This is a genomic window from Blautia massiliensis (ex Durand et al. 2017) (genome assembly GCF_051861785.1).
GTDB classification, from domain to species: Bacteria; Bacillota; Clostridia; order Lachnospirales; family Lachnospiraceae; genus Blautia_A; species Blautia_A luti_A.
Genome location: NZ_CP146725.1, coordinates 1352178 through 1377321 on the forward strand (window position 1 = coordinate 1352178; position 25144 = coordinate 1377321).

Here is a 25144-nt window from a genome sequence, read left to right on the forward strand (position 1 = left end):
ATAGCGGGCCGCCGGACAGAAAAATCCCGCCTGGCGGAATGTTTCCGGCAGACGGGATTTTTCTGTCTGTTATACCATTAATAATAAGATGCGTTGATACTTCCTGTGTTGAGATAAGTGATGCAGTAATAGTAGATCCTCTTGAATGTCTTTGTTGTGTAGTGAAGTCCGTCATCGCCGTCATCCACACCATCATAGCGGGCATTGGTCCCGTAGCCTTTTTTCATAAGTACGCTGTACATATCAATATATTTGTAATACAGAGAAAGACCGGAACGGATCTTGCTGTTGAATTCTCTTACCTGTGCCTCTGTACGGGCGCCTCTTCCTGCTTTTGTGATCATGGTACTGTTGATCGGGTTTACAGACATGTAAAAGAGCTTACAGTTCTTACTTTTCAATGTGGATGCGATACTGGTCATATAGCTGACATAATTGCCTGCATTTCCCAGGTCATTGACACCCAGATTAAAGATAACGGCGATCGGTTTGGAACCTTCTGTTTTGTCGATCTCTTCTATAAGCTGTGCATATCCTGTATCCCGGAACCAGCTCAAGCCCTTTCCTGGGTTTGCAACAAAAGAAACCCCATTTGTTACAGAACTGCTCATCTGTTTGTTCAGTGTCGCCTGTATTCCTGCAGTACGGGAATCTCCCACAAAAATAACCTTACTGTACATCATACCGATCGCCGGATGAGCCATCTCATCGGAGCTGATATCCTTCTCCAGTGCACGGTTAAATACCGTCGCATACAGATTGGTGTTTTTGCTGATCCGCAGAAGTTCACCGGCTTCATAATCCGGATCTGTGGAAGAACCGGTCCGTCTGGTCTTAGACCAGCCCATAAACGTATAACCTGTCGCATTGGATACAGATGGGAGCTTAAGGTAACCGCCCTTTCCAAGTGTTACTGTCTTCCATACGGTTCCGTTTGCCTTGCGGAGATTTACTTTTACTGACTGCATCTGTACGGAATAGTATCTGATATTACCGGAGATTTTAATCTTCGTTCCTGCTTTTTTTACAGTAGATGTCTTGCCGTTCTTTGCTGTTGACCAGCCAAGATTTACATATCCCGATCTGAATGGAACTGCAGGCAATGTGTAATATGTACCCTCTTCTACTTTTTTCTGCAGCTTCTTATATGCGGAATTGGTGCTTCCATTTCCAAGATAGAAGTTTACGGTATAATACTTACTCTTTCTGCGAACCGCATACAGAGTCATATCTTTTCTGACCTTTACGCTGGCACCTGCTTTATATACCACCTTACTGCTCCCCTTCCGTGTGGTCCATCCGAGATTCTGATATCCCACAGCCTTGGGTACTGCCGGAAGCCGGATCGTAGTATTTAATGTCACATTCTGTGTCAGTGCGGTATACGTCTTACTTTTGCTGGTACCTGAATTATTATTGAACTTAACGGTATAAACAAGCTTCGCCGCCGACACCTTATGCGATGCAGCCGGCACAAAGATCAGTGCAGCTGCCACAAGTGCCAGCAAAAGCCATTTTACCTGAAAGGTCTTTCCGGTTTTTTCCCTGTTTTTCATATAAACAAACTCCTCCTGAAATACATATCCATCCCCGGATGCCTCCGTACCTTTTTTACAGAGTATTGATAAATCTCATAAATGCATCCCTGCCCTCTGGTGTGCATTTATAAACACCGGCATCCTCCAGTACATGAACAAATACATTTCCCACTTCCCTGCGAAGGACTTCCTGGATATTATCTTTATCAAGTTTCTCATATTTTGGCAGAAATTCTGCAACCCATGCAGCATGTTTCTCGATTTTCTCATTGGAAGCGATGTCCCTGCCGCTTAAAATGTATTCTTCAAGAAGCTCCAGCTCTTCTTTCAGACGTGCCGGAAGAACAGCGAGTCCCATAACTTCGATAAGACCGATATTCTCTTTCTTGATATGATGATAGCATGCATGCGGATGATAAACCCCCAGCGGATGCTCCTCTGTTGTGATATTGTTACGTAATGTCAGATCCAGTTCAAAGGTATCTCTCACTTTACGTGCGATCGGTGTGATGGTGTTATGCGGCTCTCCGTCTGTTTCTGCAAAGATAAATGCAGCCTCATCCGTATATCCTCTCCAGCCTGCCAGTACATGTGTTGCCAGATCAATCAGTCTCGTCTCGTCTTTGCTGCGGATACGCAGTACGGAAAGAGGCCATTTTACAATGCCGGCTTCCACATCTTCGTATCCCGGGATCGTCACATGCTTTTCAATCTCTGCCTTCGCCATGGCAAAGGTATAATGCCCGCCCTGGAAATGATCGTGGCTGAGGATAGAACCTCCTACGATTGGAAGATCCGCATTGGAACCAAGGAAATAATGTGGGAACAGCTTTACAAAATCAAACAGCTTGATAAATGTATTTCTCTCGATCTTCATCGGAGTATGCTGACTGTTAAATACGATACAATGTTCATTGTAGTAAACATATGGAGAGTACTGGAAGCCCCAGGGACTGTCATTGACGGTGATCGGGATGATCCTGTGGTTCTCCCTTGCCGGATGATTGACTCTTCCTGCATAGCCTTCATTTTCCGGACAAAGCAGACATTTTGGATAGCTGCTGGATTTTACCAGCTTGGCAGCTGCGATAGCCTTTGGGTCTTTTTCCGGCTTGGACAGGTTGATCGTGATATCGATCTTACCATATTCGCTGTCTACTGTCCATTTCTGATCTTTTTTTACGCGATAACGTCTGATATAGTTACTGTCCTGACTCAGCTTATAAAAATAATCTGTGGCTTTTTCCGGATTTTCTTTATAAGCATCCCAGAATTCTCTCTGCACCTGGGCAGGACGCGGCATCAGACAGTTCATCAGTTTTGTATCAAAGAGATCTCTGTACACAATACTGTCCTCGATGATGCCCCTCTTTACAGCCTCATCAAGAAGTTCGTTCAAAGTCTCCTCCAAATTGATTTTAGCATACTCTGTCTCCGGTTCTGTATATTCGCTTTCCCCAAAGGCATCCAGAAGAAGATTGGTTGCATAAATTCTTTCACATTCCGGAGTAATACCACTCTCCACCCCATACTGTACCAGTTTTTTAATACTTTCACTTAACATTGCTTTTTCCCCTTTCCTGTCGCGCTTTTCCCGGAAAACAGGAACTTTTTTCCTGTTTTCCGATTTATGCCAAACGGGAACTCCCGTCTTGCCATCCTGCTGTAACCCCATGGCCTTCATCCGGCCTGCTCTGTAAGCATCACTCTATGACGTTTTCTATATAGGTGAGAAATACATTTCCGGCACTCTCAAACAGCGCTGTACTGTCATTCATTCCATACGGGCTGATCTGCCCTGTTGCCGGATCATAAAGATAGGTATTATATTCATCATAGCCTACGATCACCACACTGGAATTTTCTCCTGTCTTGGCGATCACCGGTCTCTGGGCACTGACCTCATAAAGAACATTGTCAAGAGTGCAGCCGGTCAGATCGATCACCGTTCCCATATCACCAAGGCTATCCTGAAGTTCTTTTTTCTTCCAGTTGGCTGTACGTATACTTTCCGGTACATCCTCTATATTCATCTGGAGCTTTGTTTTTTTGTTTCCACGTTCCCAGACATACTGCTGCGCACGGTTAAGTACCACTCCAGTCTGCGCATCCGCGCGTTTCACAGCTGCAGCCGGATCGGTATAGATACGGTCAAGAGAACCATATGCATAAACATAATAAAGTTCTCCCTGTGGAACGGTAGTATCCAATGTTACCGATGAGTCTTCAGTACTCTCGATCTTGGAACAAACAAGCAGCGGACTGTCTGTCTCCGGTTTCTGAGTCATGGTCAGACGGATCAGCGTTCCTGCACGGTTTGTAGTGATCAATGCCACATCTATCTGGCTTCCGGATGCTTTTTTGTTATTCATGATATTGTCCTTTTTCTGGACTGTATAAGCATTCCCCGATTTTGCAGAAAGTTCAAACTCCACCATGGTACTGCCAACCGTTACGTTGGTGATATAAAGGCCATCCTGACGATACTCTTTTTTCACCTTTCCTTTAAAGCTTTCAATGCGTAATGTACTGATTCCCTCTGTTTCATGTCCGTTGGCATCCGTAAGAATGTCTTCATCGGAAAGGATCCCATATACCAGATCTTCATTCATAAATCCCAGAGCTCTCAGATTTTTTCCGCTTTCCGGCGAAATATCTCTTGTTTTCAGAGAATCAAATTCAATTTCCCGGATCTTCCCTGCATCATCTCCGGATTCGATCAGCCATGCTGCATGTGCCTTGGTATCTGACACAACAAAATGGTTCTGTTTGATTCCTTCTTCCAGAACCTGTGAGGTTCCTGTCTCAATATCTACCTGATACAGCTTCTGTGCAAACAGTAGAAACAGCTGATTGTTTTTGTTTACATAAGTGAGTGTTCCAAGATCTTCCTTCAGGAACTCGTAGGATTCTGTACTTGGTATGAATACTTTTTCTTCCACCACATTACGGTCGCTGTTGTAGTGATAAACACAGACACCGCTGTATCCCTCGTGAACACCACGGTTCATGTAACCGTACAATACAAAGTCCACATCCCCGTTATCTGCCACTCGGATGATCTTGATATCATGTTCGTTGCGCACATATCTGGAATCGTTATCTTCCTCTTTGCGGAAGCTGAAGATCCTTGTGATCTTTCCGCTGGACGGTGCATAAGACCAGAGATCCCCATCCTGCTCAAAAGCAACGATCTTTCCACTGCTATCTGAAGCATAGATGACATTCTTGTCACGGACACCCAGAAGCAGGCCTGCATCGGAAACTACCTTCTGAGACGGATCAAATACCTTCGTTGCAGAACGTTTAAAATCCAGCAGCATGATCCTTGTTTCTGTATAACGCATACGGTAAAATTCCGTAACATCATAAATTTCGGTTTTACCCTCATCATCCTGTGCGGAAACCTGATAATCCAGCGTGATACTTGCAGTCGTTTCATTGATATCATCGATCAGCGGAACTCCTTCCATGTAGAGCTTCGGAGAAAGGGATCCCCAGCTGATATTGAAAAGTCCGGAACTGATGGAAATATTATTGTAATTCGTTCCGCCGGAAATATCCTCCGCTTCCAGATATCCGGTCAGCGTATCTGCCTGTTCCTTGTCCAGACACTTTGTGGAAAAATCCCTGACAAACTGAAGATACGCTTCTGTATTCAACTGGGTTCTGGAAACCACTCTTGTATAGTAGTAAACTTCTCCCTCACTGGTATCCAGCGTGATCTGCATGGAATACTCCTGGTTCATGCGAAGGTCACTGCCGATCTCAATCTCTGTACTTAAACAGCCGTTGTCCTCTTTCGTGAGATTCTTGATCTTACGGTTCTCCATAACCTTGCTTCCGTCTGAAGTCCGTACCTCATAAGCAAGCCCTGTTACTGTATCATCATATGGGTTGATCTCAAAAGACACTTTTTTGGTCGTATCCAGCGGAGTAATACTTCCTCTCATGAAATCGGTCTGCATCTGCTGTCTGTATCCATACATCTTATTTGCCTGGGTACTTCCGATCTTTACCATAACCTCCGGAAGTGTGGCATCGTTCATATCTGAGCGGTTATCTGTAGACTGACTGTTCATTAGAAATGAGGTTCCGGCTACTACTGCCACAAAGATCACCAGCAGTATCACTTCCTTACGTAGGATCTTCATCATGTCATTCTCCCTTCTGTGAGGCTGACTCTTCCGGATAAAGAAGCCTGTCCAGGGTAGGAGCCACATGAAGAGCCTTCATGGTATCCGAAAAACTGTCCCTGCTCTTTTTCTTTCCGGTTTTTACTGCGCGGATCAGAATATTCTTTGGTGTATGTTCCATATCGATAAATTCAAGAAGCTGGGTTTCATATCCTTTGCTTTCCAGAAGCTCGGCACGAAGACCATCTGTGATCAGAGCTGCCATTCTTTCCTTCAGGATCCCATAACGCATAACAGGCTGGAGCATTTCGTTTCGGATCTGACGATTCAGTTCATGCTGACAGCATGGAACAGACAGAATCACCTGAGCCCCCCATTCCACTGCCTTGGCCAGAGCGAAATCTGTTGCTGTATCGCAGGCATGAAGTGTCACCACCATGTCCACAGAAGAAACGCCTTCGTACCCTGCAATATCTCCCTGGTAAAAATGCAGCTTGTCATAACCATAAGATCTGGCCAATTCACTGCAATGCCGTATCACATCTTCCTTAAGATCCAGCCCTATGATGTTTACATCAAAACCCTCCAGTTCTCTGAGATAATAATACATAGCAAAAGTAAGATAGGATTTTCCGCAGCCAAAATCCAGGATTGTGATCTCTCTGTCTTTAGGGAGCTTCGGAAGGATATCCCTTATAAACTCCAGAAAGCGATTGATCTGTCTGAACTTGTCATATCTGGAAGCAACGATCTTCCCATCCTTTGTCATAACTCCCAGATCCACCAGAAACGGAGCTGCCGTTCCCTCTCTGAGAATGTACTGTTTCACCCGGTTATGAGGAGCGATCTTTATCTTCTCATTCTGCGCAGGCCCGTGTTGTTTTGTTTTGATGGTTGCTTTCCCTTTCTTGCTGATAAGGATACTTCCATCCTGACTGCGTCCGGTTGCCTGAAGCTGACGAAATTCCTCCATGGCATGCTCCAGATAAGCGATCATCTCTTCCCTGGTAAAATTCTTATGATAAACCTTCGTCCCTTCTGTCATGGACGCCTGGTAAAAAATCTGACCCTTCAGCTCCACAGGACGAAGCTTCACCTTGGAAGGTCCCTCGCCAGTCCTGCGGCCACTGACAACAGCCTGTATCAGCTGTTCATTAATCTGTTCTTCTAAAAATTCCCTTATTGTTTTCATCATACTTCCATTATATTCACTTTTTGTTTTATTGTATATGGACAGATGTTGTGCGAACCAGTTTTGGTCGCTTCTGCCAGTATCACTGTATCGTTCATGGGTAAACCGCCATTTTAATACTCAGTGCGGAAACATTTTCTGCACCTTCTCCTCCTGCATCTTCGTCTGGAAATCTCCTGATACACCAGCACTTCGATCAGATCATCCAGGAACCCTCCTGGAATCTCCTGTACACTGGTATCTCCTTCCATCTGTCCTTTTACCTGGTGACAGATGTGATAGAGCATGAAACGATCCGGATATTCATCATACAGCCGGCTTCCCTCATAATCCAAAAGCTGACACTGTGCTTCCGCTTTTTCCTGGATCCTTCGGGCTGTATCCGGATAGTATGATCTCATCAGATCAAATTCCTTTTCCTGTTCTCTCTCTTCATTATAAAAACCAGGACTTCCCTGTGTAGCATAAAACGGATAAAAATCTGGATAGATCATAACTCTTCTGCTGTCCTCTCTCTGCTATCTCTTACAGTATATGCAGAAGAAAAATGACGGTTCCCTCCAAAGTTCCGATCAGGCCATCCGTTTCAGCATTCCCTGGGTCAGACGTACGCTGTGCTCAATTGCAAGCTTTTCAAAAGCCGGATAATCCATGTTTGCACTATTATCTGCTTTATCTGAGATAGCACGGATGATCAGGAATGGAATCCCGTTAAGAGCTGCTGCCTGTCCGATCGCTGCGCCCTCCATCTCAACAGCATAGGCGCTGAATTCCTTTACAATATTATCTTTTACACCCTGATCACATACAAACTGATCTCCGGAAGCAATTCTTCCTTCAAAAACCCTGATCTCCGGATTTACTTCCTCGCATACATCATGTGCGATCTTACGAAGGCACTCATCTGCCTGGAAGGAAAACTCTTTCATCTGCGGGATCTGCCCCTTCGGATATCCGAATCCGGTTGCATCCATATCATGATGAAGAACGTCTGTGGAAAGTACGATATCTCCAATATTGATATCATTGTTAAGGCTTCCTGCGATACCGGTATTGATCACCGCTTCCACCTGAAAGAGATCTGCCAGGATCTGGGTGCACATGCCGGCATTTACCTTACCGATCCCGGACTGTACCACAACTACCTTCTTTCCTTCCAGAACACCCTCATAAAAATCCATTCCGGCTCTGGTAGTAATGGATACATTCTCCATAACCTCTTTCAGTCTTGCTACTTCCTGTTCCATTGCTCCTATGATTCCAACACATTTCATGATCTGTAAATCCTCTCTTTCAATATGATATCCCGCTGAATTTCACAGTTTTTTCCGTTCAGCAGTATCTTTTTCTTTTTCTACATTGTTCATTATAACAAATTTTATTTTTTATGGAAACTTTTTTTGAGAGATGCTATAATCGATAAATAAACAGAACAGGAGGTAACCAGAATGGTTTATAAGACAAAAGGCGTCTGTGCTCAGGGAATTGAGTTCGAGATAGACGATAATAAAAAAGTTCACAATATCAAGTTTACAGGCGGATGTTCCGGAAACACACAGGGTGTTGCACAGCTTGCAGAGGGAATGGATGCAGATGAAGTGATCTCCCGTCTGGAAGGCATCCGCTGCGGATTCAAACCAACTTCATGTCCGGATCAGCTTGCAAAAGCCATCCGCCAGGCATTGAACGAAGGCTGATCTCACATAATCTTATTTTGTATATCGTATTTATCATCACCCTGCGAAAAATTTCCGCAGGGTGATTTTAGGATGATCTGACAAAATAATTGTTTCAATGTTGTCTTTGTTATCCGGTTAAATATCTGTTCTGTCCCACTTGTCACACAGTGACTGGATATCTCTTGCAAAACGATCCAGATCTTTATTGGGGCAGCCTTCATTCTTCCGGATCACGGACATCAGGCGACGTCCCATAGCCAGCAGCTTCTCATATGCACGGGCAGCCTTGGTTGTTTTCGGCGAAGCAGTTGCCTTTACGATCCGAACACCAACAGCCTCATGGATACACCGGTTCTCCAGAAGATCATATTCCGTTCCACTAAAGGGTGCTGTTGCATCATACCCAAGCTCTTCTTTAAGCCTCTGGGCAAAAATCTCCGTCACCGTATCATCACCATGGGTAACAAATACGTGTTTTGGTCTCGTCTCAAAGGCTTTCGCCCATTCTATAAGTCCGTTTACATCAGCATGACCGCTGATTCCCGGCATTTTGCATATTTCAGCAGCTACCTGCACAGTCTCACCAAACAACTTTATCTCCACAGCACCTTCCAATAATGCCCGTCCCGGAGTTCCGATAGCCTGGTATCCAACAAAAAGAATGGTATTTCTGGGATTCCACAGATTGTGTTTCAGATGATGTTTGATACGACCAGCATCACACATACCGCTGGCGGAAATGATCACCTTGCAGTCCTCATCAAAATTGATAGCTCTGGAATCATCGGTAGTAACGGAGGTCTTCAATCCCTGGAAGGATAACGGATTGATACCTTTATTCAAAAGATCCATTGCTTCCTCATCATAGCAGGTATATGCATTCTCACTGAAGATCGTAGTTGCCTCATTGGCAAGGGGACTGTCTACATATACCGTAAAACCATCATGGCCGTGAACCAGTCCCTGTTCTTTGATCTGTCGGATAAAATACAGCATTTCCTGAGTACGGCCTACTGCAAAGGACGGGATCACCAGACTGCCGCCTCTGTCAAAGGTCCTCTGGATGATCTCTGCCAGCATTGCCGGATAATCCGGACGTTCTCCATGACTGCGGTCTCCGTAGGTAGATTCCATCACAACATAATCTGCCTCTCGGATATATACCGGATCCCTGATCAGCGGCTGATCGATATTTCCGATATCGCCGGAAAAAACGATCTTTTCTGTTTTGTCCTCTTCCGTCATCCAGACTTCAATACTGCTGGAGCCAAGAAGATGTCCTGCATCCACAAATCTTACTTCGATTCCCTCTGCCGGTTTGATGATCTTATCATATGGGCATCTGACGAAGTTCCGGAGCACACCCATGGCATCTTCCATAGTGTATGCAGGAATAAATTCCGGTTTTCCTTCTCTCCGCCCCTTTCGGTTTCTCCACTCAGCCTCGAACATCTGGATATGTGCGCTGTCACGAAGCATGATATCGCAGAGATTACAAGTTGCCTCTGTCGCATAGATCGGCCCCTGATAACCTTTTGCATACAAGGCCGGAAGATTTCCGGAATGATCCATGTGTGCATGTGTCAGAAGCACAAAATCCAGATCACCCGGAGCCACCGGAAGCTCCTTATTTTCATAATAATCCGGTCCCTGCTCCATTCCATAATCCACCAGAAACTTCCGTCCTGCCGCTTCCAGATAATAACAGCTTCCAGTCACCTCATGCGTAGCACCGATAAATGTTATCTTCATGCACAAGCCCCCTTTTCCGTCCCACGCTCTGAAATTTCCATATCAAAAAAAGCCTGAAGGATCTCTCTGTGATATCCGATCGTCCAGAAACGCGGTGATATACGATTCCAAGAAGAAATAATCGACTTTTTGTTTATTAACGGTTTGTTATTGTATTTATTATACACGAAATATAAGTTTTTTGACAGTCTTTTTGTGAAATATGTTTCTTTTTTTAAGGGGATTTTTTTAGATTTTTTGATATTATTCAGAATTTTTAGGCATTCCCCAGCGAAGGTAATGTAAAGTTTACTGGATTTTTTATTTTTTTTGGGGGTGTGGCAGCGCTGGGGGTGTGATTTATTTTGTTGATTTGTTATTTTACGAGAATACCGCTGGTTAAGGTTGTGGTTGATTCTTTACTGCCATCTTTAGCTGCGTGATAGCCTCGTACACGGTAGTAATAACCGCTTGGCACGATTACTGTAATATCTTTAACTAAATTAGTTGCATTTTTTTTTGTAAAACTCCAACTTTTATATGTTGAATAAGTACCATTAACTTTTCGTTCTAAATACATGTTTAAATAAACTATATCGCAAGAGTGATGACACTGCGTAAGACCAGAAATAATCACTTTATTGCTAGCTAATTTCTTAATACTTGAATTTCCCAAATTTAAATTATTTCCACGTAATACGCTATAGGTTGTATCTTCTGCATAATCTGCATCCGTATCGGTTTCTACTGAAAAATCATCTGATAAGTTTTCTGCCATTACAGGAATTCCCAGCAACATACAACAACAGAATACTAAAAATACCGCCATTATTGTTTTCTTTATTTTCTCTTTCATGTATCACCTTTTCACCGCTAAACTTCCATTACAATAATATTACGATATATATTCTCCATAATCGCTTTAGAAAACTATATTTTTTATAAATTTTATAAATTCCTCTTTTTGCATTTTACCTGTAATCTGATAAAATATCGATTCATCTTTCCAACATGCTACATAATTTTCATTTGTATCTGCATCATCTTTTACTTTTTCAATATTTACTGTAATATTTTCATTCTCAAGATTTACCTTATCAATTACTTTCCCATCCAAAATATAAACACTGCTTTTAGCTTCTTGATCATATCTTCCTATATATACCATTATTATATTTTCCCCATAATAATATTCCATTACTGCATATCCCGCCGAAGTACTCACATAATAATCTTTAAATTCAAAACCATCTGGACGATACATAAATTGTGGAACTTTTACACTAATCTCTTTTTCAATATTATCTAACGCTGTCTGCTCATCCTTATGCGCTCTCTCATTTCCTTTATCATTTTCAATTGAAATCCTCGTATCATCCCCAACCCAATACCTCACAGAATCAATAAAATAACTCCTGTTTGCCTGGCTGGTCATGCTTGCGGCGAAGATACCGGCTGAGCATACAAGTACTGCTGCCGCTACATGAGCTGCTTTATGACTTTTCTTTTCGGGCAGATAAACGATTTTTACATTCTCTTTATGATCATCAGTTTTAATACTGTCAGTTTCATCTTCTTTATAAACACCATCTGCTTTCAGTCTTTCTACAAGCCTCTGATAAGCAGCCTTTGCCTCCTCTTCTGTTTCTCCATCATCAGGAATCACTCCATCTGGAAACAGGATTTTTTCCATCTCTTCAGTTTCTTTTTCATATTCTTCTGCCAACCATTTTTTCAGTTCAACATCCCTGAAATTTTCCATTATTTTTCTCCTGTAATCCTATCTTTCCTTGACAATTCCTCCGTTAGAGTTCATATTTAATGATAGTATATGACTATTCAGGAGGAATCCAAATGAAACACATCGTACTTACCGGCGGTGGTACTGCCGGACATGTAACTCCAAATATTGCCCTGATTCCAAAGCTCAGGGAGCTTGGTTATAAGATTTCCTACATCGGTTCCTACGAAGGAATCGAAAAAAAACTGATCGAAGAACTTGGAATCCCATATTATGGAATCTCATCCGGAAAGCTGAGACGTTACTTCGATCTCAAAAACTTCTCTGACCCGTTTCGTGTACTGAAGGGATTCAGCCAGGCCAGAAAGATTCTGAAAGAGCTGAAACCGGACGTTGTTTTTTCTAAAGGCGGTTTCGTTACGGTTCCCGTTGTGATCGCGGCCAAACGTTTAAAAATCCCCGCATTGATCCACGAGTCCGACATGACTCCAGGTCTTGCCAATAAACTCTGTCTCTCTTCTGCATCCAGAATCTGCTGTAATTTTCCTGAGACAGTCGCCAATCTTCCTGCTGACAAAGCAGTTCTTACAGGAACTCCGATCCGCCAGGAACTTCTTTCCGGAAATGCGGAAAACGGTCGTAAATTCTGTGGTTTCACTGCTGACAAACCGGTACTTATGGTTATCGGTGGTAGTCTGGGAGCTGCTTCTGTCAATGATAATGTCCGCAAGATCCTCCCTGAACTTCTGAAGGAATTCCAGGTTGTTCATCTCTGCGGAAAAGGAAAAACCGATAAATCTCTCAACGGTACTGCCGGATACGTCCAGTATGAATATATCCAGGACGAGCTTCCGGATCTGTTTGCCATGGCTGATATCGTGATCTCCCGCGCAGGCGCTAACGCGATCTGTGAGATCCGCGAACTTCATAAGCCAAATCTTCTGATCCCGCTTTCTGCCAAAGCCAGTCGTGGTGACCAGATCCTTAACGCTCGATCCTTCGAACGCCAGGGCTTCAGTAAAGTGCTGGAAGAAGAGGAGATTACAGAAGAAAAGCTTCTGGAAACCATCCGCCAGCTCTATACCGATCGTCAGAAATATACAGATGCTATGGCAGGAAACGGTCAGGTAGATTCCATCAGTAAGATCACTGATCTTATTGAAGAATGCGCCAGAGCCTGACTATATTTCCACAACAGCCATATGAAAACTCTGCCACCCCCTTCCGGGCTGGCAGGGTTTTCTTTTATTCGTATACTTTGCGAAATTCTTCCTGCAGCCAGCGCTTCGCCTTATATATCCTGTTATTGACACCACTTTTCGTCAGACCATATTCTTCTGCAACTGTTTCAACGGAAATCTCCAGATATTTGACCTGAATTAATATCTCATAATTTATCGGCTGTTCCTTTCGAAATCTTCTCAGCACCATATACATAAATTCTTTCTTCTCTTTACGCAGAAATACCTCTTCCGCATCGACCGAATTCTGTTCTTCCAGAAATGCCGCAACTTCTTCCTGACAGACAAACTCATGCTTGGAGCTTGATTTCTTTATATAATCCAAAGCCTTATTCATAGATGCCCTCTTGATCAGAGAAAACATCATCTTTTCATTATCAATATTCAGGCCATCCTTTATAGTATACATTTTGTAAAGTACATCCTGACTGACATCATCAGCAGTACTCCAGTCATGGAGAACCCCATACGCATACCCTCTGGATATTTTTCGGTATTTAAGATAAAACTCTTCAAATGTCTGATTATTCATTTTTCCTCTTTAGTGGCTATTTGTCATTCTTTAATTTTCTTTAAGATTTCATCTCTCACCTCATCGCTGAGTTCTCCGGGTTTCCAGGTTAAACCAACACCATCTCCCTCATATCTCGGAATCAGATGCATGTGAAAATGAAACACAGTCTGTCCTGCGATCTCTCCATTGTTCTGCACAACATTAAATCCATCACAGTTCAGTGCATCTCTCAGCTTTCCTGCCATTTTTTTAGCCAGGATCATTGCTTTTCCGGCAGTCTCATCCGGAAGTTCATAAATATTCGCTGCATGCTTTTTCGGCAGGATCAATGAGTGTCCTTTGCTTGCCGGTCCCAGATCCAGAATCACACGAAATTCCTCATCCTCATAAAGTGTTGCTGATGGAATCTCTCCATTTGCGATTTTACAAAATATGCAATCTCCCATTATTTTGTCCTCCTTGTTTGCAAAATTATTTTATCTATATTCTTATTTTGTCGTATTTTCTCGAATTTTTCAATACTGTTCTTGTTGATATTTGAAATTTCTGATGTTAATATTTTTTCGAGGTGATAATATGTGCAACGATACTACAGTTAGTAAATTGAAAAACGATTTTCATTATACACTTTCAAAATTTTCACATGAACTCCGGAATCCTCTGACTCTTATTAACAGTGGACTCCAGATGATCGCATCTGCACATCCTGAGGTCAAAGAATATGAGCACTGGGATGATGTTATGGATAATCTTGATTATGTAAAAGAACTTCTTGATGAACTTTCTGCATTTAATAATGCAGGCCATGTCAAAAGAGAAAACATTGACACCTGCAGCTACCTCCGAACGATCCTTTCCTCCATAAAACCTACTCTGGATTATCTGGAGATCACACTTGAAACAGATATTCCGGATTCATTGCCATCGATGGCTCTTGACCGGATCCGTGTCCGGCAGATGCTTCTGAATCTTCTGAAAAACGCATGGGAAGCCGTTCCCATTCCCGGAGGAAAGATTTCTTTTTCTGTCATTCCGGAAAATTCCGGCATCCGCATTGATATCCGGGATAACGGATGTGGAATCTCAAAGGAACAGCAGGCTACGATATTTCAGCCATTTTTTACAACCAAAGAATCCGGGACCGGCCTTGGCCTTGCTGTTTCAAAACAGATCGCTCAGGCACACAGTGGAGACATCACGCTTGAGAGCGCTCCCGGTCAGGGAACTGTTTTCCATATTTTTCTGGGATGATAAAGAATTACAGCGATCAGGAAACCACTCAACAAACCGCCTATATGCGCTACGTTATCCACGCCTTCACTTGCAAATCCGAAATACAGTGAAAATGCGGCCATGATCAGCATCTGTCTGACAGTCAGATCCGCCACTCTTCCTCTGTGCCGTATGATCACATAGATCATACCGCCCATGACTGCAAAAACAGCTCCGGAAGCTCCTGCAGATAAAGAAGCGTTTCCTGCATACATATCAAAAAACAAAGAGAGCATATTTCCGCCCAGACCACCAAATATATAGATCAGAAAAAATTTTATCTTTCCTGTTACCGGTTCCAGTCTCTGGCCAAGCACAAACAGAACCAGCATATTATTGATCAGATGCGGCGCACCAAAATGCAGAAACATACTGCTAAACAGCCGATACCACTGTCCCTGTTCCAGGATCAGCGGTGCATAAGCAGCACCGCATTCCAGCATATGCTGCCCGTTCTCCGAGCCGCCGGTAAATTCCACCACAAGAAAGATCAGCGTATTTATGAGGATCAGTAAAACTGTCACAGGTTCTTTTTTTATTTCTTCCAATTCCGGCCTCTTTCCACAGCGGTTCCGGAAATATTTCCCATAACTCGCTGTTATAATCTGAAAATTCGAATTTATTTCATTATTTTAACAGCTTTTCATCAGGCGGACAACCTACAGATCTATATTAATACGATACAAAACCGGATTTTTCGCTCTGTTATTTCAAAAAAATATAACGGGCCTGTGCAAAATCAACTTCATCCTCATCCTCCAGCAAATAATCTTCTCCTGTTTTCAGAAGCTGTCCATTTACAGAAGTCCCATTTCTGGAGTTCAGATCTGCCAGATAATATGCCCCCTCCCTCTTTCGGATCTTGGCATGGATCCTGCTGACAGTTGGTATATTGATCACTGCATCCGCCGCAGTTTCCAGTTTTCCGATCACTGTGATATCTTTTTCCAGATAAATGGTAGCCAATTCCCCCGGTTCCCGGCTTACTAATGTAGCAGGACCTTTGGATGCACCTGCCGAAAGAACTACTGTTTCACCAAATCCATCTGAAAAATCTTCCGCTTTTGTCGGGATATTTTTTTTGATCTTTTCCAGTTCTTTTCTGCTGTCACCGGCATTGCTCCCTGACAGCGTACCAGATTCTTTCTGATCTTCAGCATATACAGCTGCCTCTTTTTCCGCCGCATCATATTTCTGCTCAGGCACCGGCGTATCCTGTTTTTTCTTTTTTCCACAGACTTTTTTGATCAGAATATAGCTCAGCATCCCCAGTATCATTGCTGCAAGAATTCCCAGAAGAAAAATTTCTTTGCTTATTCTTGGAATATATCCGCCGGCCATTCCTGCCGTAATTCCCAGAAGAAGCACCAATGCTGCACCAAATCCAGCCACTGGCTTCCATATTTTGTTTGTTTTCCGCTTCTGTGAGTCCGCTGAAGATTTTTTCTGTTTTTCATTTCCGGACACACTGGCTCTTTCCCAGCCTTCCACCTGCCACAGATCCTCTGCTTTTTCCTCCTCTGTCATCCTGTTTTCTTCCTGGACCACTGTTTTCTTTTTTTCATATGGAGAAAAATCTTCCTCGTCGCTGTTACATATTTTATATAACTCTTCCTTGATGTATTCCAGATGAAAGCTGTCCTCCAGTGCACGTCTGTATACATTATATCCCAACATGACCGCTTTTCCGTCTTCATGATCCAGCTTTGGAAGGATATACTCCGCAAGACTCTGAAACTGTTTCTGTATTTCCCCATGAAATCCCGGAAGATAACAAAATCGGACACTTTTTCTTTCCGCATCCAGATAGATATATTCCGGTTCCAGGATCAGCTGACAGGGATTCAAAAGATACTCGGACATTTCTTCCATGATCTGTATAAAGCCTCCCAGTATCACCTGAAGCGACTCCAGATCCATCTTTTTCTCCTCAAAAAGCGCAGTCATGGAATGCCGGGAAGTTATATCATAATACACCATGAATTTTCCGTCGATTCCCTGTATCCGACACTGAAGAAGATCAGGCACAGCATTGGCCACGATCATCCTTACCTGGTAAGAATCTGTATCGATTCTCTCATCTCCTGTCAGGATCAGATAATTATGATTCATATCTCTTTTATATTCCGTTCTCATTTTATGGCGTCACCTCTCCCAGCATATCCACAGTTCCTTTTACCTTGCGGATCCATCCCACAGGCCGCAGAGGCTTTGCCTTACCACTGACTTCCAGCTTCCATTTCTGCCCCAGGAACCCGGCAGGTACTTCCAGTCTGTAAGTTACTTTCACAGTTTTTCCTGCATTTGTCTGCATGCTCAGATTCTCTCCTCCCGGCAGCCCGATATCGCCCAGCATTCTACCCTGTATATCCGCCTTTTCATATATGTTCCCTTTCTTTTTATATCCTTCCATACTGCCGCTGACTGCTGCCTCATAAGCTGCCGCAGTAAGATATGCTCTGTCATGTACAAAAAAATCCAGATACAGCACTCCGATCAGTATCATAAGCACCAGAGGCATGAGCAATGCAGCTTCTATTGTAAAGCTCCCCTTTTTTATTTTTCTCACAAAAATATCCCTCCCAAATATCCGATCAGCAGAAACGGTACAAAAGGAATTTCCTCACTTCGACTCTTTTTTAGCATAAGATACTCAATGCCTGAGTAGATTCCGCACAACAATAATGCCCCACAGAGGATCCCTGCCAGTTCTCCGGCTCCCAGCACAGAGCCCATTGTCAGTATCAGCAATCCGTCTCCAAATCCGACCATTCCTCCGCTGATCAAAGCGATCAAAATTATAAATACTCCGATTCCCATGGAAATAATCCCTGCCGGCCAGAGAAGCCCCTGCCTGATCCGCCACAGGATCCCGCCTACCAGAAATATAAAAAGCACCGGTAAACAGATTTCTTTTTTTCGGATATCTGTCCAGGTATTAATTCCAAGAAGTACAGTCATGCAAATTTTTACACTGCTCATGATCTCTCCCTTCAGCCACATCGTCCGCAGGCACTCATTTCACCGGAAACCTCAGTTTCTTTCACCATCCGTACAGATCGTTTCAATGCGCTGCAGCTTTCCCTGTTATGAAAACGGTTACTCTTTTTTGTGACATATACCACTCCGGCCGGTTCCTGCCCACGACTGCACAGCTCACAGGCCTGATACTTTTCTCCATATGCATTTTTTAAAGCTTTAACCGAAGAACCTGATATCTGCTGAACAGACAGATTCAGATAACTGCACCCCAGTTTTCTGTGATACACACTTCCTGATTCTGTCACATACACCATAGGCTGGCTCTCCACTGTATCCTTTCCATTTTCGTATACCACACCATTCCACGTATGGACCTTTACCGTATTGTGAAACCATATTTTAGGAAGCGGGAGCAGACCGCCTATGGGCTGATAGGAATATATGTCCGGCAATGTGATCGTTTCTGTACCTGAGCCGCCGGCACCATACGCATACATACCTGCTTCCTTTGCTTTCTGGCACAAGCCGGTCAGATGCTCTGTCTGTATTTTGTAAATATCCATAAAAGAAAGCAGCGTGAGCACTCCGAAAAAAAACAGCGGCAAAGCCATCGCAGTCTCCAGAGTGAGACTTGCTTTTTTCAGAAAGGTGCACAGGGATACTTTTCCAGAAAGCGTTTTCCGGCTTATCGGGGAAAGCAGGAAAAAAGCTCTTCGAGAGCGCCTTTCTCTTTTTTGATCCAGTCTGTTTATCTGATTTTTATCTTCTTTTTCTTTCTGAAAAAGCATCCCTGTACACCTCTCTTTCTATTCATACGCATACTGACGTGTAACTGTAAATATTTTCCGTCTGTTTGCTTTTACATCTGCAGACGCTTCCAGGGCAGTGATGCAGTGATCCATCTGAAAACCCGGTCTTTTTCCCTTTTCACGTACAGAGCACTCGATCATGTCCATTCCTCTCAGAACTTTATCCTGTTTTCCTTTCGCCATAAGCAGAACCTGAAGATAATCCTCATAAGACATTCCATTCCCTGTATCCTTTCTTGAAGAATCCATCTTATCCAGGATATTGGGCAGATTACTCAAAGACAGCTGCCAGTCTGAGGAGTTTTTTATAAGAGGTACATGTCCTCCTGCAAAAAGTTCCCGGACATCCAGAATACTCTCCGCAAATGCCCAGCAAAAAATCAGTGCCGCTTCGATCACTGCTGCCGCCGGTGGGATCAGAAAACCTGATGCAATCGCCAGCGCCAGTGTTTCGACCTGTATCCGTTTTCCACCATCTGAAAGCAGATACGCCATGTTAACCCCCTGACGGATCACCAGAAGTTTTCCTGCCACGGACTTCAGATTTTCCCGATCACTGTTCTTCCCTCCAAGAATATATTCCACCTGATAATTCAACCCCGCCGCTGCCGGTCTTCGATAATTTCCCAGTTTCTTTAGCAGATACTGTCCAAACAATATTCCGGACGTATACGAATTATCGGATCGTATATCCGTATCCAACATTAGTCCTGTCTGGAGCTTTCTTCCGGATGTAAGGCTTTTTCTGTCTGTAACCGCATCCGATATTCCCCGTTCGGATGGTACTACCAGATCAAGAAGTCCCATTTTACGGACTCTTCTGATGATCGGAATAGGATTTTCCACGCTTTCATCAACACCTCCGGTAAAATCATCCCCATTTCCTGCATCCGAAAAATCTCCCTGGTTTTTTTGTTGTTCCTGTTCTTTTTTTGCTTCTTCGCTCTTCTGCGCGGCGTCCGTAATAGCAGAATCATAGGAATCCAACGTTCCTTTATTTTCTGCCTGTTCTCCTTTTTTCTCTGCATCCTCTGTCTTCTTTTCCTGATCCTTCAGTTTTCCGAGAAGAGTCTGTACCCCCTGGCTTCCCAGAGTTTCACGCATATACTGAACAGCCTGCTGGTAAAAAATCTCGCCTTTTCCGTCGCTCAGAAGCTGATAACCATTGAATCCGCCCTGGAGAAGCTCCAGTTTCTGACTGTTCTGTTTCAATACAGGTTTCATATAAGTCTGAAAATCATCATATACAGAAGCCATATCCAGTTCTTCTTTTCCACCTGCATACAGTGCAAACAGCTCATAATCTTCCAAAAGCGTTCGGTCATACTGTCCAAATAAGGAATATAAGCCGATATCCATACTGTTAAGTATCTGTGTCCTGGCAGCTGCCATGCGTACAGATTCAATGCTGGCACACACAAGAGAAAGAACCAGGCTCAAGATCAGAGCCAGAAAGATCGTAATGCTGCCTTTTTTCACATTTCCTGCCAAGGGGTACCTCTCCTTTCCAAAACGGAAATATCAGCAGATATCACCGTTTTTTCTCATTTTCAGATCGTGTTGCTTTGTTTTGTGATTTTTGTAAGGATTTTTTTAACAAGTGCTGTAAGCTGTTCCTTAAAGATGATGACCAGACTGATCAGAACCACCAGAATCAGGATGATCTCCACAACACCCACCGCATCCTCTTCCATCGCAAATTCTTTTACATACTTCCACATATTTTCATTTGTCACCTCACATTTCCTTTCTCTTTTCTCCAGTCCTACCCTCCGTAAAAGGAAAGGCATGCCGGCAGCATGATCACCGCCATCACCACCAGGAGCATTAAGACCATCGGAAGAAGCAGTTTTGTTGCTGCTGTATCTCCCAGCACTCTTGCTTTTCTTTTTCGCTCCTCCCAGGCTTCCACGGATTCCTTTTCCAGCAGATCGGCCAGATACCTGCTTCCTTTCTGGAGGTTCTGGATCAGTAGTGTTGACAGAGTTTTATACTTTACCTGTCCGCACCGTTCTCCAAATCTCCGGTAAGCCTCTGCTTCGGAAATCCCACTGTCCATCTCATAACAGGCTACTCGGATTTCTTCGTAAGCCTCACGTTTTTTACCATCTTCTCTCTTTCCGTAATCCAGTGCTATTTTCTGGAACGCTTTTCTGGCAGTTAAGCCTGCCTGCACCAGAAGGGTAAATTTCATGATCAGTCCTGGATAATCCATCAGCATCTGTTCTCTTCTTTTTATCTGAGCATTCTGTTCTTCCCGTTTTTTTGCAATGACAGCTGCTGCCGCTGCTGCCAGACCAAGAGCTGAAAGCAGGTTTCCTGTTTTGTCTTTTGGCTGCTCCCATTCAAGATGTTTTCCATTCCATTCATCTGGAAGATAATAGTACTGCGGATCGTTTTTTTTCTGATTATATTGTACGATCATGTCCTGCAGCTCTTTCCCGCGCTGCTGTTCTTCGCTAAGTTCTGTTTCCGGTTCTTCTTCGGATCCTTCTGTTTCTTTTTCCGGCACCTGCACATACAGGGAACCGGCTTCTTCTCCGTCTACAGATACTTTGAATTTCTCTTCATAAGCACCTGTCTCCTCTTTTTCCATACGGTATCCGGATGAATAAACCTTATCTCCGCCACTTTGAAATGTCAGGAGCATACCGATGATATTTCCGGTAAGCGCTATCCGTATAAACAGTTTCTTTTCTTCCGGATTTCCGGCTTCCGGAGGCAGCCGCCCCATTTTTCCTGCCAGAAACACCCCAAGGATCACCATAAATATCAAAATATGTATCCACATTATCCTCACCTACACTTCTATGTCTACAATCTTCACACCCAGCCAGTAAGACAAGCCATAGATCACCATGCAAACTGTCATGGCACAGATTCCGAAAGGATTCCCATAAAGTACATCCAAAAATCCCGGCGAAGTCAGTTTCAGATAGCAGATGATACCGGCCGGCATGATACTCATAACCATCTGTTCCGATTTCTTTGCGGCCAGCGTTGCCTCGATCTCTTTTTTTACCTCGATCTTATCACTAAGCATTCTGGCTACTTTCTGGATCACCTGCGTCATATCCCCGCCTGTTCTTTTTGCTGTATAAAATACTGCTGCGAAATTTTCAATATCTTCCACTCCGCTGCGTTTTCCCAGATCCAGGAACAGCTCTTCCACCGGAACACTCAGACGCAGCTGGCTTTCGATATACCGAAATTCATCCAGGATATCACTTCCCTTTTCATAAAGTCTCCCCAGATCCTTTACACTGGCACGCACTGCATTCTCCGCGGAATAGCCGGCCTGTACCGCCACATTCATGGCCGTCAGAGCATCCCTGAACTGGTAATTCAGCTCCCTCTGCTGCCGTGCAGTGCATTTTTTCCTCTGCATTTTCAGAAAAAGCACTGGTATTGGAAGCATAAACAGCAACACAGGAAGGCTCTGATAAAACAGATAGTCGGCTGCAGCGCATACGGCAGCTCCCTCCAGAAGATACTTTGCGGTCTCCTTCCCCGTAAAATGATACATCCTGTAATCTTTCCTCGTAGATCTCCATTTCTGATTCTTTCCTTTCCGCTCTTTCATAGTCTGATTCCTGCCCGTTTCATTTTTTCACAATGCAAAAGTTCTCCGGTTTTTACAAGTCCCTTTCCTTCTTCCCAGCGATACAGCGGCCTGGTCTGGATCTCTCCGTTTTCAAATCCACATACTTCTGTGATTTCCAGCAGCTTTCTGCTTTTATCCCGCATACGCCCGAGATGTACCAGAATGTCTACCCCGGAAGCGATCTGCCTTCGGATTGCTTCCAGGGGAAGATCGATTCCCATCAATGTCATCGTTTCAATTCTGGAAAGCATATCCTGACTGCTGTTTGCATGAAGTGTTGAAAGGCTTCCATCATGTCCTGTATTCAGGCTCTGCAGCATATCCACTGCCTCTCCTCCACGGACTTCCCCTACAATTATCCTGTCCGGCCTCATTCGAAGGGCTGACCGGATCAGATCTCGGATCGTTACTGACACCGTGCCCGCCATATTGGCCATTTTTGCCTCCAGACATACCAGGTTATCAATTCCCCGGATCTTAAGCTCCGCATTATCTTCAATGGTGATCAGGCGCTCATCTTTTGGAATATATTCTGTAACAGCTCCAAGGAATGTTGTTTTTCCACTGCCTGTACCTCCACCGATCACAATAGAATATCTTGCCTGAACAAGTTTTTTTAAAAACTGTGCACATTCTTCGGTGATGCTTCCAAAAGCGATCAGTTTTTCCATTGTGATAGGATCATCCGGAAAACGACGGATCGTCAGGATCGGACCATTCAGAGCAACCGGATAAACCACTGCATTCACACGTGCTCCGTTTTCCAGCCTTGCATCTACAATGGGCATGGACTCGTTGACAACCCGGTTACAGCGCCCTACGATCTGCTGGATCACATCCTCCAGCTTCTCTTCTGACGTGAAGACCTTATTCCATCTGGTCAGTTTTCCTCCACGTTCCACAAAAATATGATCCGGACCATTTACCATGATCTCCGTAACACTTTCATCATCGATCAGTTCCTGCAGAACATCCAGCTTGCGCACAGAACAGAACAGCTCCTGTCTGAGCTCTACTTTCTCCTTCAGTGAAAGAAACAGTTCCCTTGCCTGAGTTAATATCAGTTCATCGATCACCCCCAGGATCTCATCATCGGACAGCTCTCTGGAAACATCCAGCTGTTCCATGAGCAGATCATACATTTCCCGGAATTTTTCTCTGTTCATGACCGCTCCTTTCTCAAAAGTTCACGGATATAATCTCCCAGTTCACTCCAGACCAGCTGTTCTACGTAAGCGTCAGAAGAGATCCTATCCATATGAAAGGGCAGATGCACCTTTTCTGTTTTTTCCAGGATCTTTTCTTTATTCCAGATACGCAGAAGATTTTCGAATTGTGTCACCTTACAGACAGAAAGTGTGTCATTCAAAACCGGCATATAGATTTTTCTGCACATTTCCAGAAGCCGGAAATCCTCATCTCCATTTTCTCCCATATCCAGGATCAGCACTTCATAGGAACTGTGAAGTACGATCTCCTGCAACAGCCGCTCCCAGTCTTCCCAGTCCACGGTCCGGATATCTGAAGGTGTTCTTACAGGCGGTATAAAATCCAGATTATTTACTGTCTGGATCATTCCGTTCATTCTATGGATCAGGTTTTCATTTCCCTGGCGAACATAATAAAACAGATCACTCAGATTAGCCGGAAATTTTTTCCCAAGAAGTTCCTCAAAACCAGAATAGGATTCCAGATTCAGATAAAGAACGGCACGTTCTTTCGCCAGTATCTGTCCCAGCGCAAGTGCAAAGGATGTCTTCAGACATCTGCCAAGAGGAGAAAAAACACCGATGATCTCCATTGTCTTTTTCAACGCAGGAAAAGTTACCGGATCAAGAGACTTCTCTTCTCCATAGCAGGCCATCACCTCCCTTATCACATCTGAGGACGATTGATATTTATACACACTTGAATACTGATCCAGTTCCGGAGGATGCACACCCTCTGAAAGAATGATGATCTTTCCGATACCAAGGTCACGGACTTCTTTTCGCATTGCTTTATCGGAAATCAGCAGCAACTCAATATGATTTTCTTTTCCGTAGGCAATGAGACTTTCCGCTGTGGTAAATGCCTGGATCTCAAACGGAAGATTCTTTTTCTGGTTCAGATAATCCATAAAATTGAAAGCATAATCCACCTCCAGATCACAGACCGCAAATATGTTTTTCTTCAATACACACCTCCTGCATAAAGCACCGCACTCAAAAATATGGGTACCGTAAAATGAAAGTTCTCCGGAAAGCTCATCCCCTTTCTGTAATAAGGACGTATCTCACCGGTACAGTAAAACTCATTCATATACTGATATAAATAAAGGAATCGTCGGCGGATACCGCCTGTAGAAATAAGAATTGCCAGAGAAATGCCTGCACCTGCAAGCAGAGAATAAACAATACATTCCATAACTGTCCGCGGCCCCATGATCCCGCCAAGTGCGCACAGAAGCTTGATATCTCCGGCGCCGATCATATGGAATATAAAAAGAATTCCCAAAAGAAGCACCGGCACGGCCACTCCTGCCAGAAAGATCACTCCACCTTTCGGCCCGTTTTCTGTAATCTGGATCAGGAAACCGATCATAAAAGAAAAAAGGATCCATCCATTGTCTACAGATGCATTTTTAAGATCCATCCAGACCGCCATCGCAGATATCACCACGGATAATTCTCCATAAAGAAACATACACGCCCCCTTTCCTTCTT

26 protein-coding genes are annotated in these 25144 nt (G+C 43.8%); 3 read left to right on the plus strand and 23 right to left on the minus strand.

Annotated elements, in window-relative coordinates:
- Window positions 1-77 precede the first annotated feature (77 nt).
- The 6 genes from V9W66_RS06500 to V9W66_RS06525 all read right to left on the minus strand — a co-directional run bounded on the left by V9W66_RS06500 (window position 78) and on the right by V9W66_RS06525 (window position 8140).
- Window positions 78-1556, minus strand: coding sequence for an InlB B-repeat-containing protein (locus tag V9W66_RS06500; RefSeq protein WP_144093366.1), 1479 nt, complete (start codon window positions 1554-1556; stop codon window positions 78-80).
- 55 nt (window positions 1557-1611) lie between these two features.
- Window positions 1612-3102, minus strand: a complete 1491-nt coding sequence (gene galT, locus V9W66_RS06505) for a UDP-glucose--hexose-1-phosphate uridylyltransferase (RefSeq protein WP_144093368.1) — start codon at window positions 3100-3102, stop codon at window positions 1612-1614.
- 139 nt (window positions 3103-3241) lie between these two features.
- Window positions 3242-5695 carry a hypothetical protein gene (locus V9W66_RS06510; RefSeq protein WP_144093370.1) on the minus strand — a complete coding sequence of 818 codons (2454 nt, stop codon included), beginning with the start codon at window positions 5693-5695 and terminating at the stop codon, window positions 3242-3244.
- A 1-nt stretch (window position 5696) separates the two neighbouring features.
- Complete coding sequence (locus V9W66_RS06515; RefSeq protein WP_015525637.1) at window positions 5697-6866, minus strand: class I SAM-dependent methyltransferase; 1170 nt, start codon at window positions 6864-6866, stop codon at window positions 5697-5699.
- Window positions 6867-6979: 113 nt separating this feature from the next.
- On the minus strand, window positions 6980-7360 hold the full coding sequence (locus V9W66_RS06520) for a hypothetical protein (RefSeq protein WP_021652849.1): 381 nt from the start codon (window positions 7358-7360) through the stop codon (window positions 6980-6982).
- A 78-nt stretch (window positions 7361-7438) separates the two neighbouring features.
- Window positions 7439-8140, minus strand: coding sequence for a 5'-methylthioadenosine/adenosylhomocysteine nucleosidase (locus V9W66_RS06525; protein WP_015525635.1), 702 nt, complete (start codon window positions 8138-8140; stop codon window positions 7439-7441).
- 174 nt (window positions 8141-8314) lie between these two features.
- On the opposite strand from V9W66_RS06525, the gene V9W66_RS06530 reads away from it, so the two are divergent.
- Window positions 8315-8563: a TIGR03905 family TSCPD domain-containing protein gene (locus V9W66_RS06530; RefSeq protein WP_015525634.1), complete on the plus strand. Its 249-nt coding sequence runs from the start codon at window positions 8315-8317 to the stop codon at window positions 8561-8563.
- Between the two features lie 117 nt (window positions 8564-8680).
- Here V9W66_RS06530 and V9W66_RS06535 read toward each other — a convergent pair whose 3' ends face one another.
- The 3 genes from V9W66_RS06535 to V9W66_RS06545 form a co-directional block, all read right to left on the minus strand.
- Window positions 8681-10297, minus strand: a complete 1617-nt coding sequence (locus tag V9W66_RS06535) for an MBL fold metallo-hydrolase RNA specificity domain-containing protein (RefSeq protein WP_144093372.1) — start codon at window positions 10295-10297, stop codon at window positions 8681-8683.
- Between the two features lie 355 nt (window positions 10298-10652).
- Window positions 10653-11132, minus strand: coding sequence for a DUF6147 family protein (locus V9W66_RS06540; RefSeq protein ID WP_243121618.1), 480 nt, complete (start codon window positions 11130-11132; stop codon window positions 10653-10655).
- A 66-nt stretch (window positions 11133-11198) separates the two neighbouring features.
- Window positions 11199-12038: a DUF4367 domain-containing protein gene (locus V9W66_RS06545; protein WP_144093374.1), complete on the minus strand. Its 840-nt coding sequence runs from the start codon at window positions 12036-12038 to the stop codon at window positions 11199-11201.
- A gap of 92 nt (window positions 12039-12130) precedes the next feature.
- Here V9W66_RS06545 and V9W66_RS06550 point away from each other — a divergent pair, with 92 nt between their 5' ends.
- A complete protein-coding gene (locus V9W66_RS06550; RefSeq protein ID WP_044962288.1) occupies window positions 12131-13198 on the plus strand; it encodes an undecaprenyldiphospho-muramoylpentapeptide beta-N-acetylglucosaminyltransferase in 1068 nt (355 codons plus the stop codon).
- Window positions 13199-13262: 64 nt separating this feature from the next.
- Here V9W66_RS06550 and V9W66_RS06555 read toward each other — a convergent pair whose 3' ends face one another.
- Entirely contained in the window at window positions 13263-13790 is a 528-nt protein-coding gene (locus V9W66_RS06555; protein ID WP_144093376.1) for an RNA polymerase sigma factor, read from the minus strand.
- A gap of 23 nt (window positions 13791-13813) precedes the next feature.
- Window positions 13814-14218 (minus strand): HIT family protein, encoded by a 405-nt coding sequence (locus V9W66_RS06560; RefSeq protein ID WP_015525628.1) that lies wholly within the window; start codon window positions 14216-14218, stop codon window positions 13814-13816.
- 130 nt (window positions 14219-14348) lie between these two features.
- Between V9W66_RS06560 and V9W66_RS06565 the strand changes: the two genes are divergently transcribed.
- Window positions 14349-15023: a two-component system sensor histidine kinase NtrB gene (locus tag V9W66_RS06565; protein ID WP_144093378.1), complete on the plus strand. Its 675-nt coding sequence runs from the start codon at window positions 14349-14351 to the stop codon at window positions 15021-15023.
- On the opposite strand, the gene V9W66_RS06570 is transcribed toward V9W66_RS06565, so the two are convergent.
- From V9W66_RS06570 to V9W66_RS06625, 12 genes are all read right to left on the minus strand, one after another.
- Window positions 14990-15592 (minus strand): rhomboid family intramembrane serine protease, encoded by a 603-nt coding sequence (locus tag V9W66_RS06570; RefSeq protein WP_114001496.1) that lies wholly within the window; start codon window positions 15590-15592, stop codon window positions 14990-14992. The genes V9W66_RS06565 and V9W66_RS06570 overlap by 34 nt on opposite strands.
- A gap of 157 nt (window positions 15593-15749) precedes the next feature.
- Window positions 15750-17180 carry a DUF6382 domain-containing protein gene (locus V9W66_RS06575; protein WP_144093380.1) on the minus strand — a complete coding sequence of 477 codons (1431 nt, stop codon included), beginning with the start codon at window positions 17178-17180 and terminating at the stop codon, window positions 15750-15752.
- Window position 17181: 1 nt separating this feature from the next.
- Window positions 17182-17613, minus strand: a complete 432-nt coding sequence (locus V9W66_RS06580; RefSeq protein ID WP_021652838.1) for a TadE family protein — start codon at window positions 17611-17613, stop codon at window positions 17182-17184.
- Complete coding sequence (locus V9W66_RS06585) at window positions 17610-18026, minus strand: prepilin peptidase (RefSeq protein ID WP_144093382.1); 417 nt, start codon at window positions 18024-18026, stop codon at window positions 17610-17612. The genes V9W66_RS06580 and V9W66_RS06585 overlap by 4 nt, the downstream gene beginning before the upstream one ends.
- Before the next feature lie 11 nt (window positions 18027-18037).
- Complete coding sequence (locus V9W66_RS06590) at window positions 18038-18814, minus strand: hypothetical protein (protein ID WP_144093384.1); 777 nt, start codon at window positions 18812-18814, stop codon at window positions 18038-18040.
- A gap of 18 nt (window positions 18815-18832) precedes the next feature.
- Complete coding sequence (locus tag V9W66_RS06595; protein ID WP_243121619.1) at window positions 18833-20326, minus strand: DUF5702 domain-containing protein; 1494 nt, start codon at window positions 20324-20326, stop codon at window positions 18833-18835.
- 59 nt (window positions 20327-20385) lie between these two features.
- A complete protein-coding gene (locus tag V9W66_RS06600; RefSeq protein ID WP_044962312.1) occupies window positions 20386-20556 on the minus strand; it encodes a Flp1 family type IVb pilin in 171 nt (56 codons plus the stop codon).
- Between the two features lie 44 nt (window positions 20557-20600).
- Complete coding sequence (locus V9W66_RS06605; protein ID WP_186290013.1) at window positions 20601-21626, minus strand: type II secretion system F family protein; 1026 nt, start codon at window positions 21624-21626, stop codon at window positions 20601-20603.
- Window positions 21627-21635: 9 nt separating this feature from the next.
- Window positions 21636-22418, minus strand: a complete 783-nt coding sequence (locus V9W66_RS06610; RefSeq protein WP_021652832.1) for a type II secretion system F family protein — start codon at window positions 22416-22418, stop codon at window positions 21636-21638.
- Window positions 22415-23605, minus strand: coding sequence for a CpaF family protein (locus tag V9W66_RS06615; protein WP_144093389.1), 1191 nt, complete (start codon window positions 23603-23605; stop codon window positions 22415-22417). Before V9W66_RS06615 ends, V9W66_RS06610 begins: the two co-directional genes overlap by 4 nt.
- On the minus strand, window positions 23602-24615 hold the full coding sequence (locus tag V9W66_RS06620) for a hypothetical protein (RefSeq protein ID WP_144093391.1): 1014 nt from the start codon (window positions 24613-24615) through the stop codon (window positions 23602-23604). The genes V9W66_RS06615 and V9W66_RS06620 overlap by 4 nt, the downstream gene beginning before the upstream one ends.
- On the minus strand, window positions 24612-25124 hold the full coding sequence (locus V9W66_RS06625) for a prepilin peptidase (RefSeq protein WP_129975086.1): 513 nt from the start codon (window positions 25122-25124) through the stop codon (window positions 24612-24614). The genes V9W66_RS06620 and V9W66_RS06625 overlap by 4 nt, the downstream gene beginning before the upstream one ends.
- Between the last annotated feature and the right edge of the window lie 20 nt (window positions 25125-25144).